The sequence below is a fragment of the Clostridium thermobutyricum genome, assembly GCF_000371465.1.
Taxonomy (GTDB): Bacteria; Bacillota; Clostridia; order Clostridiales; family Clostridiaceae; genus Clostridium; species Clostridium thermobutyricum.
This window is the reverse complement of record NZ_KB850956.1, coordinates 484,388-501,420: the sequence shown is the minus strand read 5'-3', so window position 1 is coordinate 501,420 and position 17,033 is coordinate 484,388. Positions and strand designations below refer to the sequence as shown.

The window sequence follows — 17,033 nt, the reverse complement described above, 5'->3', positions numbered from 1 at the left end:
AATATTATGCCATCAAATTATTACCTCAGTATTACCTCCTTGTTACAGAAATAAGCTTTTAAATATAATTTATCATTTTAATCACTTATTTAAATTTATTATATATCATATTCTTTTAAATAATTAATAAAAAATAAGAGCTTATATTCCAAGCTCTTATTCTGTAGTCTATATATTAAATTTTATTGGGTAATCTCTTTTATTTTTTTATCTTTTAAAATATAAGATTTATCTGCTTCTTTTGCAATGTCATTATTATGAGTAACCATTAAAAGACATTTATTTTCTTCTTTTACTATATTTTTGAATAGTTTTATTATTTCATTAGATGTTTTTTCATCTAGGTTTCCTGTTGGCTCATCTGCTATTATAAGATCTGTTCTACTAACTAAAGCTCTTGCAATAGCCACTCTTTGCTGCTGTCCCCCACTTAAGGTAAGAACTTTTTGATTTATTTGTTCTTCTATAAGTCCAACTCTTTTTAACATCTTAACTGCTAAATCTTTTTTATCTTTACATTTAACCCCTTTAACTTCTATTCCTAATATAACATTTTGAAGCGCAGTCATATAAGTTATCAAATTATATGATTGAAAAATTATTGATACATATTCTCTTCTATATTTACTAAGCCCTATTTTATCTAAATTTTTTCCATTATAAATTATTTCTCCATCTTTTATTTTATCTAATCCACAAATTAAAGATAAAAGAGTTGTTTTTCCACTTCCTGATGGCCCAAATATAGTATAAAAGTTTCCTTTTTCAAATGACACATTTATATCATCTAATATAATACTATCTTTATTATAAAAATATTTAACATTTTTTAGTTCTAAAATACTTTCTTCTATATTTTCATTAATCATGTCTACTCAATATCTCCTTTGGCTGAAGTCTCATTATACCTACACTTGGAATTCCTATTGAAATTATTACTATAAGTATTGCTATAAGTGACATATCTAAGAAATCTTTTCCACTTACCTTTACATTCAATGAACTAATTGGTTGAACATCTACTTTTTCATTATTGAAACCTTCATGTCCTTTAGGTCCTCCTTCAAAATTACCAAAACGTCCTCCACCAAATCCATTTTGTGATTGATTTTCTGCATTTACAGCAATTTCTTTTTGTACTAATGAGTTTCCTATACTATTACTAACAATATTTCCAATTCCAACTGAAACTCCCAGTGAAATTATCAGAACTATTAACATTTCAACTAAAAATTGTGATATTATTTTTCTTTTTCTCTCCCCTAAAGATAAAATAATTCCAATTTCACTTCTTCTTCCTTTTATAGTAAGTATTATTATTAAAGACATTATAATAGCCCCTGCTATACTAACTATTAATACAGTTGTTTTAGCAAATGAACTTACATTATTTATAGGTCCAATCATAGTTTCATAAGCTCTGTTATTTGCATTAAGCATATATGTGTCAAAATCAATATTAAGCTTTTTAGCTGATTCTAAAAATGAATTCACATTTAATGGATCATTTAATGTAAATGTCGCTTGGTCTACTGAATCTTTATAATCACTACCTTTCATTTCATTAGCAAATGTATATGGTACATAAATTGCATTATAAGGATTCATAGCTTCATTTCTTACTGCCATTTCACTTATTTCTTCTGTTGTCTCATATATTCCTTGTATTTTTATTGAATATACTTCATTAGTTATTGGTGATTTTATTTTTATTGTATCTCCAACTTTTAAACTATCAGCACTTGCAAGTGTCTGTGATATTACTCCTACATTTTGATTTAAATTTTCTTTTGTTATTCCGCTACCTTCAACCAATTTTATAGTTCCGTTTTCAGCTTCTGAAGTTAAGCTTTGTTCTAAGACTCCATTTATCTTTAAATTTCCCATTTCCTTTTGATTATTTTCTCTAAATGGAGGTGCTTGTTCATCTGAGTTACTAGAACTTTCTGAGCTTGTTATAGGCTCAAAGCCATCTGCTATTCCTGTTGCTGTAGTAGTTAAATTATATCCAACTATATTATTTAATTTTAAAATTTGATCTACAACACTCATTGGAATAGAAATATTTTTTATTTGAAATCTACCCTCGCCCTTTTCTTTCATATCATCTCTAAGTTTTTGCATATTAGGTTGAAGTGTTACTGTTGCCCCTAATTTTTCTCTTGCTAAATTACTCGCTTGATCTGTTGCTTGTTGTATTGATATTCCTGCTAATACAAAAACACATATTGTTGTCATTACTAAAAACAAAAGAGCTGTTTTACCTAAGTTTTCTTTTGTACTTATAAAAGCTCTTGATAAAAAATTCATCCAAATTCCCCTTTCTCTTTTTAGGCTACGAATATATATTAACTAGCTTGTCTGTATTTACTTTGAAACTAATATGTAATTCTACTGAATGTAATCTGAATTTTAGGTGAAAATTATTTTTAGTTATTTAATTTAAAATTTTATTTTAAACATATATCTATAATATAAAATTCATATATGTAAGGAGATTTGACTTTGATAATTTTATTTTTAATCGTATCAATACTTCATGTAATTTCATGTTATAAAGAAAATCAGAAATTAAGAAATATTACTAAACCTTTATTAATGCCTATATTAATTTTGAATTTTTTATTTAATGGTAAAGACATAAATACAATAATAATTTTATCTTTATTTTTTGGATTTCTAGGAGATGTTTTCCTTATAAAATCTAAAAATTCTAACTTTTTTATTATAGGATTACTCTCTTTTTTAATTGGCCACATTTTTTATATAGTTGAGTTATTTAAGAATATTAATTTTAAAAATTTTTATTTTATTTATCTATTTACATTATTAATTCCAATTATAATTTCTTATTTTATTTATAAAACAATAAAACATAATTTATATAATTTTAAAATTCCAGTAATCATATATATTTTTATAATTGGATTTATGCTTTCCTTATCAATTTTTTATTTTTTAACAAATACAACTAGTTTCTCATTTATAGCTATGTTGGGTGCAATTTTATTTGTATTATCTGACTCTATACTTTCAATAAGTACATTTAAAGGCTCTTTTAAAAGAGATTCTTTTTTTATAATGATTACTTATATAATGGCACAATTCTTATTATCTTATAGTTTGTACTAAAAAAATAAAGGTAAGCTTTTGGCCTACCTTTATTTTTCTATTCCATATTTAATCTAAACTCAAAAATATTATCTTCACATTTTACTGAATAACTCATTCCAGCATGTGCCTGTATTAACGATTTTACTATATATAATCCTAACCCTGTTCCTGGTTTCTTTTTATTTCTTGATTTATCCCCTCTATAAAAAGGAGTAAATATTTCTTCAATATCTTTTTCATCTATACTTTCTATTACATCATTTTTTATCTCTATGACATTTTCATATATGCTTATTTCTATATAACTTCTGCTATATTTAACAGCGTTTCCAATTAAATTTGAAAGTATTTTTTTTACTATCCCTTTATCTATTTCTCTAAATATTTGATTTTTTTCATTTAAACTTATATTTAATTTTTCTTTTTCTATGAAATACTCATATCCACTTAAAACTTCTTTTACTAGCTCATTTATAGATTTATTTTCAAGCTGAATACCAACACCTTCTTCAATTTTTGCTAAACTTATTATTTCGTGTGCTAGAGAATTAAGTTCATTTACACTTTCTAAAGTTTCCTTTAAATATTTATCTCTATTTTTATAAGGACCTATATTATAAATCATCCCTTCTACTTGCCCACTTATAACTGTTATAGGTGTTTTTAATTCATGAGAAATTGCATTTATAAAGTCTCTTCTCTTTCTATCTATTTCTTTTTCTCTTTCTATATCTTTTCTAAGTTTTTCATTTGCCTTTTCAAGCATAGATATATTTTTCTCTAAGTTTTCACTTATAAGATTTATACTATTAGAAAGTTCTGCAAACTCATCATTACCTTCTGGCTTTAGCTTATTATCAAATTTCAATTGTGCTATATCCCTTGCAACTCTATTTATACTTAAAAGTGGGTTACTTATTACTGAGCTATATACTAATACAGAAAAAACTCCAAGTGCTATAGTTATAAGAACTATTATAGGAAAAATAATTATTATAACTCTATTTATATCATCTTTAAATCTAAGGGGCATATTAACTTTTAAAATACAATTTTTATTTAAACTCTTTACATATACACTTATAGCAATTTCATAGTCAGTTTTTTTCTTCCTAAAAATATCTCTATTAGGCTCAACTTCAATTTCACGACTTCGTATCATATTTCTCTCAAATTTATTTGGAGTATATATTACATTTCCTTTAAAATCTAAAAGAGCTGCAATAGCACCATTTTGATATGCATATTCATTTATTCCTTGTTGATAATTAAAATTTGGATTTTCCCCCATTTTAGTAATAAGAACATCTGTATCTGATTTTATATTAGATATCTTTGTATGAAGATATATTCTGGGAAATAAAATAAATAAAGCTGCATAAATAAGTATAGAAGTTGCAACAACAATTCCAGTTGATATTATGAAAAGCTTCTTTTTTATTCCTATACTTTCCCATTTATTTTTCAAGTACATACCCTACTCCCTTTACAGTTTTTATGTAATCGTACTTTATTTTTTTTCTTAAATTTTTTATATGTGCGTCTATAACTCTCATATCTCCATAATAATCATATCCCCATATTTTATCCATTAAAACTTCTCTTTTTAAAACTGTTGGAAAATTTAAAATAAGTAGTTTTAATATGTTAAATTCTTTTAATGTTAGCTCTATATCTTCACCATCTACAAGAGCTTTATAAGTATCTTCATTTAAAGTTATATTTTCAAATTGAAGTAAAGAGCTTTCTCCAGCTTCTCTTGAACATCTTCTTAAAATTGCTTCAACCCTTTTTATTAAAAGTGCAAAAGAAAATGGTTTAGAAATAAAATCATCTACTTTTTCATCAAAAGCTCTTATTTGGTCTTCCTCATCATTTAAAGCTGTAAGCATAACTATAGGCACATTTGATTCTTCTCTAATAAGATTAGTTAATGCGTATCCATCCATTCTTGGCATCATAATATCTGTTATTACTAAATCAAATTCTTCTTCTCTAAATACAGAATAACCTTCTAATCCATCACTAGCTCCTCTTACAAAATACCCTTCAGCTTTTAAAAACTCCTCTATAAGTTCTCTAATTTTCAAATCATCTTCTACTACTAAAACTTTTTTCATTTCACTTGTTCTCCTATAAAATTTACTTATTTTATTTTATCATCAATATAAAAAAATCAGTTAAACTTCACATAGAATTCACTTTACCAAAAATATTATTATTTTAAGCAATGCATATGCTCTCTTGCATCTTTCCCTTCTACAAGATATGATTGTCCTTTTGAACAAAATATTGAAGTACTAGTGTATTCTATATCAGCATTTTTATCATATCCTTTTTCCTCTATAACTCTTTCTTCGTCATGACAAAAATCATATCCATCAAAAATTAAATTTAAACTTCCTTTTCCTCTTGTAAAGCTTACAAATTCTAAAGGGTAGTACATAAAAGTTTTTACTGGCCCTCTTCCTTTTATTCTAACTATTTCTGAATTTAAATTTTCTGGATCTTCAAAATTTCCATTCATCTTTTGTATATCTGATAAAACTCTTCCTAAATGTTCAACATTTATTGATATATTAAAAGAATAATATGGCTCTAAAAGTCTATGTTTTCCCATTTCTAATCCTTGTCTTAAAGCTCTTTTTGTGGCTTCTCTAAAATCTCCTCCACTTGTATGCTTATTATGAGCCCTACCTGTCAAAAGAGTTATTTTCATATCTGTTATTGGACTTCCTGTTAAAATTCCTTTATGTTTTCTTTCAAAAATATGTGTCTTTATTAAATTTTGATTTCCTGTTGTTAAATGGTCAGCATGACATTCATTAAAAAATACTATTCCACTTCCCCTTTTTCCTTCTTCTAATTTTAAATGAACTTCACTATAGTGGCCTAAAGGTTCAAAATGCCCACATCCTAAATCTGTTCCTTCTATAGTTTCTTTATACATTATTTCTGGTTTATCAAATTCTACTTTTAAATTAAATCTTTCTTTTAAAATTTCCTCTAGAACTTCTAATTGAACTTTTCCCATTATACTTATAGATAATTCTTTTATTTCTTCATTCCATAAAACATTTAAACTACTATCTTCACTTTCTAGAGTTCTAAAAATTTTCAATACTTCAGTATGATTTAATGCTTTATCATAAATTACTTTTACCATTAATGCTGGTGTCGTATTTAAATTTAATTTTTCATCAAATCCTATAGAATCTCCTGCCTTTAGGTCTTGTACTCCAACAATTCCAAAAATATCTCCTTGTTCTGCTGAATTTATTAATTTATATTTTTGACCATTATATTCTCTTATTTCATTAATTTTTTCTCTTTTTTCTTCTCCATTTACTTTAAATTTAATCTCTTCTTTAGTTTTTATTTTTCCTGATAAAGCTTTTATAAAAGTTACTCTATTTCCTTTTTCATCATATCTTATTTTAAATACTCTTCCTTTAAATTCCCCTTCTTCTCTCTTTGTATAAGTTAAAAAATCAAAATCATCTAAAAATTCTTTTATCCCATCATCTAAAAGAGCTGAACCTTTATAAATTAAAAATGCTTTTCTTTCTTTTATTTCTTTTTTAATAGCATCTATAATTTTATCTTCTTCTAATTCTCCGTTTAAATATTCTTCTAAAAGAGTCTCATCTCTCTCTGCAATAAACTCTATATAGTCTTCCTTTAATTCTTTTATTGAATTTTCAATATAAAGACCATCTTTCGTTAATTTCATTTGAATATCTTTTATAGCTTCTTCTATATTTGCGCCAACTCTATCTATTTTATTTATAAATATAAAGGTTGGAACATTATATTTTTTTAAAAGCTCCCATATAGTTTCTGTATGTCCTTGAACTAATTCAACTGCACTAACTATTAATATAGCGTAATCTAAAACACTAATTGCTCTTTCCATTTCTGGAGAAAAGTCTACATGTCCTGGAGTATCTACTAAAAAATATTTATTATCTTTATAATTAAAAATTCCTATATCTGAAAATACTGTTATTCCTCTTTCCTTTTCTACTGAATGGCTATCTAAAAAAGTATCCTTATGGTCTACTCTTCCTTTATTTCTAATTGTATTTGTATTATAAAGTAAGCTTTCTGAAAATGTTGTTTTTCCACCATCTACATGAGCAAACACACCTATTGTCTTCTTCATATTCGTCTCCTAATCAATTTATGTTTAAATTAATTATACATAATTTCAAAAAAAGTTGCCTTATTTCTACTACTCTAGAATTAGACAACTTTAAAATTACGCTCTATTAATTTTATTTATTTTAGGAATAGAATTAATTAAAAGTTTTGTATACTCTTCCTTTGGATTATTATATATATCTTCTGTTTTTCCTACCTCTACAAGTTTTCCTTTACTCATAACTCCAATTCTATCACTAATATATCTAACCATAGATAAATCATGAGCAATAAAAAGACAGGTCAACTTTTCTTCTTTTTTTAGTTTTTTAAAAAGATTTACTATTTGAGCTTGCATAGAAACATCTAAAGAAGCTATAGGTTCATCAGCAATAATAAATTTAGGATTCATTGTAAGAGCTCTTGCTATACTAATTCTCTGCCTTTGTCCTCCAGAATATTCATATGGATAGGATTCTAAATAACTTTCATCAAGACCAACTTTATAAAGTACTTCTATCACTTTGTATTTTATATCTAACTTACTTAATTTTCTTTGTATTACAAGAGGTTCTGCAATTATATCTTTTATCTTCATTCTTGAATTTAAAGATGAAGTAGTATCTTGAAATATTATTTGCATAGTTTGTCCTATATTCTTTTTTTCTTTTCTAAAAATTTTTTTATTAGATATTTCTTTTCCTAAATATCTAATTACTCCATCTCCATCTCTATTTATTCCTATTATTGATTTACCTAAAGTACTTTTACCTGAACCTGACTCTCCAACTAATCCAAATATTTCTCCTTCATATATATCTAAACTTACATCATCAACAGCTTTTATAATTTTATCTTTTCCAAGATTAAAATTTCTTTTTAAATTTTTTATTTCTAAAATTTTTTTATCCATTATAAAGCCTCTCCCTCTAAATATTCTATATTATCTTTATTTTTTTCATAAAAGGCTTCCCATGAATATACAAAGTGTGTATCACTTATTTTTACTTTAGGTGGATCTTCCTTAAAATCTATTTTAAAAGCCTTTTTATTCCTTTCAGCAAAAGGATCTCCCTTTAATGGATTAATAAGACTTGGTGGTATACCTCCAATTGTATCTAAATATTCTTTTTCTTCATTAAAACTTGGAAGTGAATTTAAAAGTCCTTTTGTATATGGATGCTGAGGATTAGAGAAAATTTCATTTGTCTTTCCAACCTCTAATATTTTTCCTGCATACATAATAGCAACTTTATCTGCAACTGATGAAACTACTCCTAAATCATGACTTACTAAAACTACTGCTGAATTATGGTCTCTTTTTATGTGAACTAATAAATCTAAAATTTGCTTTTGTATTGTAACATCTAATGCAGTTGTTGGTTCATCAGCTATAACAAGTTCTGGTTTACAACTAACCGCTATTGCGATTACTATCCTTTGCCTCATTCCACCAGAAAATTCATGTGGATATTGATTAAATCTTTCTCTTGGATAATCTATTCCTACTAACTCCATTAATTTTATTGCTTCTTCTATTGCTTCTTTTTTGCTTATATTTTTATGAACAAGTAAAGCTTCTGTAATTTGATTGCCTATAGTTATTGTTGGATTTAATGCAGTCATTGGATTTTGAAAAATTACTCCAACATCTTTTCCTCTAAAATTATAAGCATCTTTCTCACTCATATTTTCTACATGTTTTCCATTAACAATAATTTCTCCACTTTTTATATTTGCACCTTTAGGCAAAAGTTTTATTATACTTCTACAAAGTATAGATTTTCCACACCCAGACTCTCCAACTATGGCTAATAATTCTTTTCTCTTAACATTTAGAGATACTCCTCTAACTGCATTTACTGTTCCATTATGACTTTCTATATCTATAAATAAATCTTTTATTTCTAACATTATAGAACTCCTTTAATTAAAGTTGAGAGCTAAATAATAACTCTCAACTTCTCATTTATTTTTTATTCAATTGTCCACTCTTCAACATTCCATAATAATCCTGCACCATGATGTCCTAATACAGTATCTTTAGAAATTCCTTTTATATTTGAATCTCCAACAAAAATAGCATCTAAATATGCTATAAATGTATATGGCATATCTTTTGATATTGCTTCTTGGAATTCTTTATATAATTCTTTTCTTTTATTATCATCTTCTGTATTTCTTGCTTCTTTTAAAATTCTATCTACTTCTTTATTAGAATATCCACTATAGTTTGAATTTTGATCTGTTCCAAAAACTTTATAAGTATGGTCATCTGGATCAAAGGGGCTTCCCCAACCTATAAGATAAGTATCTTGATTATCCCAATCTATTTCAGCTTTTACTGAAACTTTTGCATTTACTCCAATAGCTTTTAAATTTTGTGCACAAATATTAGCCATATCAATTCTTACTTGATCTCCTTGAGGACAAACTATTTCAAATTCTAATTTTTTACCGTCTTTTTCATATATTTTATCTGAGCCCATTTTCCAGCCAAGCTTTTCTATTTCTTCTTTTGCTTTTCCTGGGTCATATTCTAACTTATTCATTTTAGGATTATTATAGTCACCTCTTTGTATTGGTGAATAAGCTACTTCTCCTTTTCCTAATAAAACGCTATCTAAGATTCCTTTTCTATCAATTGCATAACTTAAAGCATTTGCTAAATCTTTATTATCTTTAAAGAATCCTCCTCCAAAGTTATATAAAATACCTCTGTAATCAGCTGTTGATAGTTCTAAAGTTTGGAATTTTTCATCACCTTTAAATAATTCTATGTCTTTTGGAGTTACTTGAGCTAAATCAACTTCACCAGATTTTAATTGCATTACTTTCGCTTTTGAATCATCAACTATCTTAAATACTATTTTTTCTATATTAGGGTCAACTTTAAAATACTCTTTATTTTCTACTAAAGTTATACTTTGTCCTACATCCCATTTTTCTAATTTATATGGTCCTGTTCCTATAGGCATTTTATTAAATTCACTTTCTATCATATTTTTATCTTTTAATATGTGTTCAGGAACTATTCCTACAGTTAAATAATCTAAAATTGCAACATTAGGTTCTGATAATATAATATCAACTGTATAATCATCTATTATTTTAACTTCTTTTATCTCATCATAATTTGAAGCTATTTCAGAGCTATTTTTTGGATCTTTTATAGCTTGTATCGTAAATTTAACATCATTTGCATCAAACTTTTCACCATCATGCCATTTAACATCTTTTCTTAAATGAAATCTATATGTTTTATCTTTTTCGTTCCATTCCCATTTTTCTGCAAGACCTGGAGTTATTTTATTATCTTTATCATGTTCAGTTAATCCATCAAAAATTAATGTGTTTATTTCACCATGTTCAAATAAAACTGGATTTATACTCGTATAATCACTACTAGCATATACAAGAGTATTTTTATTTTCTTGTGTAACTCCTGTTTTTTCTCCACTTTCTTTTGCTCCTCCACATGAAACAAAAACTCCTGTTATAATGCTTGCCGCTAATAATACTGCCGCTAATTTTTTAAATCTCATTTTCTAATTTTCCCCTTATAAATTATTTTCTTTTTTATTATTTAACTTTCTAATATAATTTCCTATATTAGTGATTGATAATAAAGTTGCTACTAAAAATATTCCTGGTATAACTATCATCCACCAAGAATTAGTTAAAAGTGCACTATCAGCTAATGAAAGCATTGTCCCCCATGAAACTATATCAGCTGACAAACCAATTCCTAAAAAACTTAAAGTAGATTCTGTGCCTATTGCTGTTGCTATGCTAGTTATGACCATAAACATAATTGATGGAATAAAATTTGGTAATAAATGAACTCTTAATATATAAAAGAATCCTCCCCCCATAGTTTTAGCTGCAACAATATACTCACTATCTTTTATTTGTCTTACTTCTGTTCTGACCATCTTAGCTATACTCATCCATCTTGTAACTCCAATTACTATAGCTATTGAAATAGAATTATTAGTTCCTAATATTCCTTGAATAAACATTATTGTTAATATAGATGGAATACTTAACATTATTTCTGCTATTCTCATCATTAAGTCATCTAAATATTCATTTGCTAATCCACAAATACTTCCATAAATTATCCCAATAACAGTTGAAATAAAAGTAGCTAATATTCCTATAAATAATGATATTTTTCCTCCATACCATATCATTGAAAAAATATCTCTTCCTAAAGTATCAGTTCCGAATAAAAATTTACTATTAGGTGCTATATTCACACTATCTAAATAAATATGAAATGGATTATCAAGACTTATAAATTTTGAAAACAAACATCCTATTGTTATAATTGATAAAATACATATTGAAATCTTTGGCATATGAATTCTTTTATTAACTTTTATTTTCTCTTTTTTGCAGATTTCATTTCTAAACCTTTCATCAGCTATACTAAAATCATCTAAACTAAATTTCATCTTCTAATTTTCCCCTATATTTCATTCTTGGATCAATATTAAAGCTTATCCATTGACCAATCATATTAGATAGTATTACTAATGCACCTGTTATCAAGCATAAAATTAAAAGCATATTATAATCATGATATTGTGCACTTTCCAATGATAATGTTCCTAGTCCTGGATATGAAAAAACTTTTTCTACAACATAAGTTCCACCTATAATATGCGGAACAGAAATTGCCATTATGCTAATAATTGATGGCATAACATTTCTTATACAATGCTTAATCAAAATAATTTTTTTAGTTAAGCCTTTCGCCTTACAAAGAGTTACATAATCTTCTCTTATTTCTTCTAAAATTTTATTTCTTATTATATATGTGTAGTACCATAAATGACTTATTATAAGTACAGTTATAGGTAGTATTAGATGTTTTATTCTATCAAACAAATCTCCTTCTGCTCCTATTGAATAAGCTCCACTAGTTGGTAATAGTTTTAAATTTACTCCAAAAATAAGAATTAAAATTAAAGATACCCAAAAAGATGGTATACAATTACTTATATTTCCTATAAAGCATATTATTTTATCTATTAATCTGTCTTCATTTAAAGCAGAAAATAATCCTAATAATATAGCGAATAAAAAAGTTAATATATAACCCAATCCTCCAAGTATAAAAGTATTTATCCAAACATCTGATATTACATTTATTACATTTTCCTTATACTTAAATGACATTCCAAAGTTTCCATTACATGCATTTTTAATCCATTTTCCATATTGAATATAGATAGGCTTATCTAATCCTAAATTTTTAGTTGCTACTTCTTTTTCATAAGTGCTCATTCTTTCCACAGTTTCTCCATAATAAGCTCTAAGTGGATCTCCTGGAGAAAGTCTTGCCATATAAAATACCATAATTGATAGCAAAAATAATGTTAGTACAAATTGTCCAAACTTCTTTAATATTAAAATTATTTCACCCCCATATTTATTTTTATATTCTTCAATTAAAATATTTATTAAATACTATATTCATTTATGCAATATTTTTTTAATTTTGACTAAAGTTATTTCTACTTTATTTCATTAAAATAAAAAATTCATATAAAAAAGCATCAACAAAATAATTTGTTAATGCCCTTTACTCTTAAGCTTTTCAATTTTAAAAATATTTATTTTAAAACTTTAATATTTTATTTTTCTTTAAATACCATTTCAAGGAAAATTGGGGTGATTACAGTAGTTATAACAACCATTATTACTATTGGCGCAAGCATTGCCGAAGTAACTAGTCCTGCCATTATTCCTTTATTAGCTACTATAAGTGCAACTTCTCCTCTCGAAACCATTCCTGTTCCAATTTGAAGAGCCTCTCTAGTGGTGTATCTACATATTTTTGCTCCAATTAAACATCCAATTACTTTAGTTAATATTGCCACTATTAATAATACTATTGTAAGTAAAATTAATTTTCCATTCATCTCTCCAAGTGTTACTTGAATTCCTATACTAGCAAAAAATATTGGAGATAAAAACATATATGAAAGAGTTTCAAATCTTGAATTTATATAATGTGTTCTATCTGTTCCTGCCATTATAAGCCCAGCTATAAAAGCTCCTGTTATATCTGCAACTCCAAAGAAGTGCTCTGCACAATAAGAGAATAAAAGACAAACTACGAAAGCTCCTATTACAAATCTTCTTAAGTCTTGATCGTGTCTTCCTATCCACTTTAAGAATAATTTTTTTAATATTATTCCTACTATTATAGAAATTACAAAAAAGGCAACAATTTTACCTAATACAATATATACATTAACAGTCGCATCTGAAAGACTTGTTACTACTGTTAGTATTATTATTCCTAAAATATCATCAATAAGAGCAGCTCCTAATATTGTATTACCAGCTTTTGTACTAAGTTTTCCAAGTTCTTTTAATGTTTCAACTGTTATACTTACTGAAGTAGCTGTTAATATAACTCCCATAAATATATTTTCCATTAAAGCTTTTGTTCCAGTTCCTGTATTAAATACTTTTGCTACTAAAAATCCACCTATAAGTGGTATAAAAACTCCTAAAATAGCTATTATAGTGGCTGCTTTTCCAGTCTTTTTTAATTCTTTAACATCAGCTTCAAGACCTGCAGTAAACATTAATATAATAACTCCAAGCTCTGCTAAACTATGTATGAAGTCTGTTTCATGTAATATATTTAAAAGTGCTGGCCCAAGTAATATTCCAGCTAAAAGTGCACCTACTACTTGAGGTAAGTTAAACTTTTTTGATAATAGCCCCAACGCTTTAGTGCTTAATAAAATTAATGCTAGATCTAGTAAAAATTTATATGACATTTTACTCTCCTCTCATCTTTTGTGCTTTATATATATTTATTTACTCATTTTTAACTGTATCATAGTTTAAGATATATTTTTATTTTTTTCATTTTATTAACCATTTATTAAATAAAAATATATTTTTCAGAAATATTTTTTACATTTTTTCTATAATTTATGTATTAAAAAATAAAAGCCCTACATAAATTGTAAGGCTTTTATTTTTATTTTCCTTTTACAACTAATTCTTCTCCATCCATATCTACAACTGCTGTCATACCATAACCTATTTCGCCTTTAATTATTTTTCTTGCTAAAATATTTTCAATTGTATTTTGAATATATCTTTTTAATGGTCTTGCACCATAGATTGGATCATAACCTTCTTTTGCTAAAACTTTTTTAGCTGCTTCAGTTATTTCTAAATGAATGTTTCTATCTATTAATCTATTTGATACTTCTTTAATAAAGATATCAATAATTCTTTCAATTCCTTCTTCATTTAATGGTTTAAACATTATAATGTCATCAACTCTGTTTAAGAATTCTGGTTTAAATCTCATTTTCATTTCATCCATTACTCTTGAACGAATTTCTTCATTTATACCATCTTTAACATCATTTTCAAGAAGGTTTGAAGAACCTATATTTGAAGTCATTATAATTATTGTATTTTTAAAGTCTACAGTTTTACCTTTATTATCTGTAAGTCTTCCATCATCTAATATTTGAAGGAACATATTAAATACATCTGGATGTGCTTTTTCAATTTCATCAAATAACACTACTGAATAAGGATTTCTTCTAACAGCTTCTGTTAATTGTCCTCCTTCTTCATATCCAACATATCCTGGAGGAGGTCCAACTAATCTTGATACAGAATGTTTTTCCATATATTCAGACATATCTATTCTAATCATATTGTCTTCTGTATCAAAAAGACTTCTTGCTAAAGTTTTTGCAAGTTCTGTTTTACCAACTCCTGTTGGTCCTAAGAATATAAATGAACCAATTGGTTTATTTATATCTTTTAATCCTGCTCTTGCTCTTAAAATTGCACTTGAAACAGATTTAACAGCTTCTTCTTGACCAATTACTCTTTCTTCTAATTCTTTATCAAGTTTTAATAATTTTTCTTTTTCTCCTTCTAAAAGTTTAGAAGTTGGAATTCCTGTCCATCTTGATAAAACTTCAGAAACTTCTTCTTCAGTTACTTCTTCTTTTAAAAGTGAGTTTTCTGATTGTTGTTTTAATAAAGCTTCTTTTTCTTTCATTTCTTCTTCTAGTTTTGGAATTAAACTATATTGAATTTCTGCAACTTTATTATAATCATAAGCTCTTTGATATTGCTCTAAATCTCCTTTAGCTTTATCAATTTGCTCTTTAATATTTCTAACTGCTGTTATTGCTTCTTTTTCTTTTTCATATTTAGCAGTCATTTCATCATTTTTTTCTTTAAACTCTGCAAGTTCTTTTTCTATTGCTTCTAATCTTTTCTTAGAATTTTCATCATTTTCTTTACTTAATGCTTCTTTTTCTGCTTCTAATTGGAATACTTTTCTTCTAACAGTATCTAATTCTGTTGGAAGAGAATCAATTTCTGATCTAATCATAGCTCCAGCTTCATCAATTAAATCAATTGCTTTATCTGGTAAATATCTATCTTGAATATATCTATCTGATAATTTAACTGCTGCAACTATAGCTTGGTCATGAATTCTAATTCCATGATGTATCTCAAATCTTTCTTTTAATCCTCTTAAAATTGAAATCGCATCTTCTACTGAAGGTTCTTCAACTATTACTGGTTGGAATCTTCTTTCTAGAGCTTTATCTTTTTCTATATATTGTCTATATTCATCAAAAGTTGTTGCACCAATACAGTGTAATTCACCTCTTGCTAAAAGAGGTTTTATTAAGTTACCTGCATCCATTGCACCATCTGTTTTACCAGCACCAACTATTGTATGAATTTCATCAATGAAAAGAATTAATTTACCTTCACTACTTTGTACTTCTTTTAATACAGCTTTTAATCTTTCTTCAAATTCCCCTCTATATTTTGCACCTGCTATTAATGAACCCATATCAAGTGAGAAAATAGTTTTATCTTTTAATCCTTCTGGAACATCTCCGTTAACTATTCTTTGTGCTAACCCTTCAACTATTGCTGTTTTACCAACACCAGGTTCACCAATTAATACTGGGTTATTTTTAGTTCTTCTTGAAAGAATTCTAATAGCTCTTCTTATTTCTTCATCTCTACCAATTACAGGGTCAAGCTTATGACTTTTTACAAGTTCATTTAAATTTGTACCATATTTTGATAAAGCATCATAAGTTCCTTCTGGATCTTGAGTATCTACTCTTTGACTTCCACGAACTTCTTTTAATACTTGCATAAATCTATCTTCTGTTATTCCTGAATTTCTTAAAATTTGACCTACAGGACCATTTTTATCTACTTCCATCATTGCAAGCATTAAATGCTCAACACTTATATATGAATCTTCAAATTTCTTTGAAAAATCTTCTGCCTTTACAAGAGTTTCTTCTATTTTTCTTGTTATATAAACTTGAGCTTCCCCACTTACTTTTGGCCCATTTTGAATTTCTCTATTAACTGTATCTTGTAATCCCTTAACATTTACACCCATTTTAGTTAAAATATTTGGGATTAATCCATCTTGCTGTTCCAATAAAGAACTGAAAAGATGAATTGTATCTATTTGTGGACTTTTATATCTTATAGCAATTCCATTAGCTTCATTTAAAGCTTGTTGTACTCTTAATGTCATTTTTTCTACGTTCATATCCATTCACCTCTTACTTGTTTCTTATCTTGTTTATATATTAAATCAAAGGTCAAAGAAAGTCAAAGAAAGTTTTTCTTTTTTATTTTTAATATTTATCACTACTTTAATTTATCACATTATTTCTTTCATTTTCTAAGTTTTTCTTATTTTTTTACCTTTAACTTTTTTTATT

The 17,033-nt window shown here is 26.5% G+C and carries 13 protein-coding genes; 1 reads left to right on the top strand and 12 read right to left on the bottom strand.

What is annotated here, in order from left to right; all coding sequences use genetic code 11:
- Positions 1-182 precede the first annotated feature (182 nt).
- A complete protein-coding gene (locus tag HMPREF1092_RS02190; RefSeq protein WP_002596953.1) occupies positions 183-869 on the bottom strand; it encodes an ABC transporter ATP-binding protein in 687 nt (228 codons plus the stop codon).
- Entirely contained in the window at positions 862-2,310 is a 1,449-nt protein-coding gene (locus HMPREF1092_RS02185; protein WP_002596952.1) for an ABC transporter permease, read from the bottom strand. The genes HMPREF1092_RS02190 and HMPREF1092_RS02185 overlap by 8 nt, the downstream gene beginning before the upstream one ends.
- A 189-nt stretch (positions 2,311-2,499) precedes the next feature.
- Between HMPREF1092_RS02185 and HMPREF1092_RS17795 the strand changes: the two genes are divergently transcribed.
- Complete coding sequence (locus HMPREF1092_RS17795) at positions 2,500-3,132, top strand: lysoplasmalogenase (protein ID WP_423219187.1); 633 nt, start codon at positions 2,500-2,502, stop codon at positions 3,130-3,132.
- Positions 3,133-3,169: 37 nt separating this feature from the next.
- Here the strand turns inward: HMPREF1092_RS17795 and HMPREF1092_RS02175 are convergent, their stop codons facing one another.
- From HMPREF1092_RS02175 to clpB, 10 genes are all read right to left on the bottom strand, one after another.
- Entirely contained in the window at positions 3,170-4,582 is a 1,413-nt protein-coding gene (locus HMPREF1092_RS02175; RefSeq protein WP_186003703.1) for a sensor histidine kinase, read from the bottom strand.
- Positions 4,572-5,234: a response regulator transcription factor gene (locus tag HMPREF1092_RS02170; protein ID WP_002596949.1), complete on the bottom strand. Its 663-nt coding sequence runs from the start codon at positions 5,232-5,234 to the stop codon at positions 4,572-4,574. Before HMPREF1092_RS02170 ends, HMPREF1092_RS02175 begins: the two co-directional genes overlap by 11 nt.
- Before the next feature lie 98 nt (positions 5,235-5,332).
- On the bottom strand, positions 5,333-7,279 hold the full coding sequence (locus HMPREF1092_RS02165; protein ID WP_002596948.1) for an elongation factor G: 1,947 nt from the start codon (positions 7,277-7,279) through the stop codon (positions 5,333-5,335).
- 96 nt (positions 7,280-7,375) lie between these two features.
- Positions 7,376-8,170, bottom strand: coding sequence for an ABC transporter ATP-binding protein (locus tag HMPREF1092_RS02160; protein WP_002596947.1), 795 nt, complete (start codon positions 8,168-8,170; stop codon positions 7,376-7,378).
- Positions 8,170-9,171 carry an ABC transporter ATP-binding protein gene (locus tag HMPREF1092_RS02155; RefSeq protein WP_002596946.1) on the bottom strand — a complete coding sequence of 334 codons (1,002 nt, stop codon included), beginning with the start codon at positions 9,169-9,171 and terminating at the stop codon, positions 8,170-8,172. Before HMPREF1092_RS02155 ends, HMPREF1092_RS02160 begins: the two co-directional genes overlap by 1 nt.
- Before the next feature lie 62 nt (positions 9,172-9,233).
- Positions 9,234-10,802 carry an ABC transporter substrate-binding protein gene (locus HMPREF1092_RS02150; protein ID WP_002596945.1) on the bottom strand — a complete coding sequence of 523 codons (1,569 nt, stop codon included), beginning with the start codon at positions 10,800-10,802 and terminating at the stop codon, positions 9,234-9,236.
- Positions 10,803-10,817: 15 nt separating this feature from the next.
- The gene (locus HMPREF1092_RS02145; protein WP_002596944.1) at positions 10,818-11,717 is read right to left on the bottom strand and encodes an ABC transporter permease; all 900 of its coding nucleotides are present in this window, start codon (positions 11,715-11,717) and stop codon (positions 10,818-10,820) included.
- On the bottom strand, positions 11,707-12,675 hold the full coding sequence (locus HMPREF1092_RS02140) for an ABC transporter permease (protein WP_341349166.1): 969 nt from the start codon (positions 12,673-12,675) through the stop codon (positions 11,707-11,709). The genes HMPREF1092_RS02145 and HMPREF1092_RS02140 overlap by 11 nt, the downstream gene beginning before the upstream one ends.
- A 227-nt stretch (positions 12,676-12,902) precedes the next feature.
- On the bottom strand, positions 12,903-14,063 hold the full coding sequence (locus HMPREF1092_RS02135) for a cation:proton antiporter (RefSeq protein ID WP_002596942.1): 1,161 nt from the start codon (positions 14,061-14,063) through the stop codon (positions 12,903-12,905).
- 206 nt (positions 14,064-14,269) lie between these two features.
- On the bottom strand, positions 14,270-16,858 hold the full coding sequence (clpB, locus tag HMPREF1092_RS02130; protein WP_002596941.1) for an ATP-dependent chaperone ClpB: 2,589 nt from the start codon (positions 16,856-16,858) through the stop codon (positions 14,270-14,272).
- Positions 16,859-17,033: the final 175 nt, after the last annotated feature.

Bases quoted from the DNA above. Each gene is read 5' to 3' on its own strand.
- HMPREF1092_RS02190 (WP_002596953.1), bottom strand. From the start codon at position 869: ATGATTAATGAAAATATAGAAGAAAGTATTTTAGAACTAAAAAATGTT.
- HMPREF1092_RS02185 (WP_002596952.1), bottom strand. From the start codon at position 2,310: ATGAATTTTTTATCAAGAGCTTTTATAAGTACAAAAGAAAACTTAGGT.
- HMPREF1092_RS02170 (WP_002596949.1), bottom strand. From the start codon at position 5,234: ATGAAAAAAGTTTTAGTAGTAGAAGATGATTTGAAAATTAGAGAACTT.
- HMPREF1092_RS02165 (WP_002596948.1), bottom strand. From the start codon at position 7,279: ATGAAGAAGACAATAGGTGTGTTTGCTCATGTAGATGGTGGAAAAACA.
- HMPREF1092_RS02160 (WP_002596947.1), bottom strand. From the start codon at position 8,170: ATGGATAAAAAAATTTTAGAAATAAAAAATTTAAAAAGAAATTTTAAT.
- HMPREF1092_RS02155 (WP_002596946.1), bottom strand. From the start codon at position 9,171: ATGTTAGAAATAAAAGATTTATTTATAGATATAGAAAGTCATAATGGA.
- HMPREF1092_RS02150 (WP_002596945.1), bottom strand. From the start codon at position 10,802: ATGAGATTTAAAAAATTAGCGGCAGTATTATTAGCGGCAAGCATTATA.
- HMPREF1092_RS02145 (WP_002596944.1), bottom strand. From the start codon at position 11,717: ATGAAATTTAGTTTAGATGATTTTAGTATAGCTGATGAAAGGTTTAGA.
- HMPREF1092_RS02135 (WP_002596942.1), bottom strand. From the start codon at position 14,063: ATGTCATATAAATTTTTACTAGATCTAGCATTAATTTTATTAAGCACT.
- clpB (WP_002596941.1), bottom strand. From the start codon at position 16,858: ATGAACGTAGAAAAAATGACATTAAGAGTACAACAAGCTTTAAATGAA.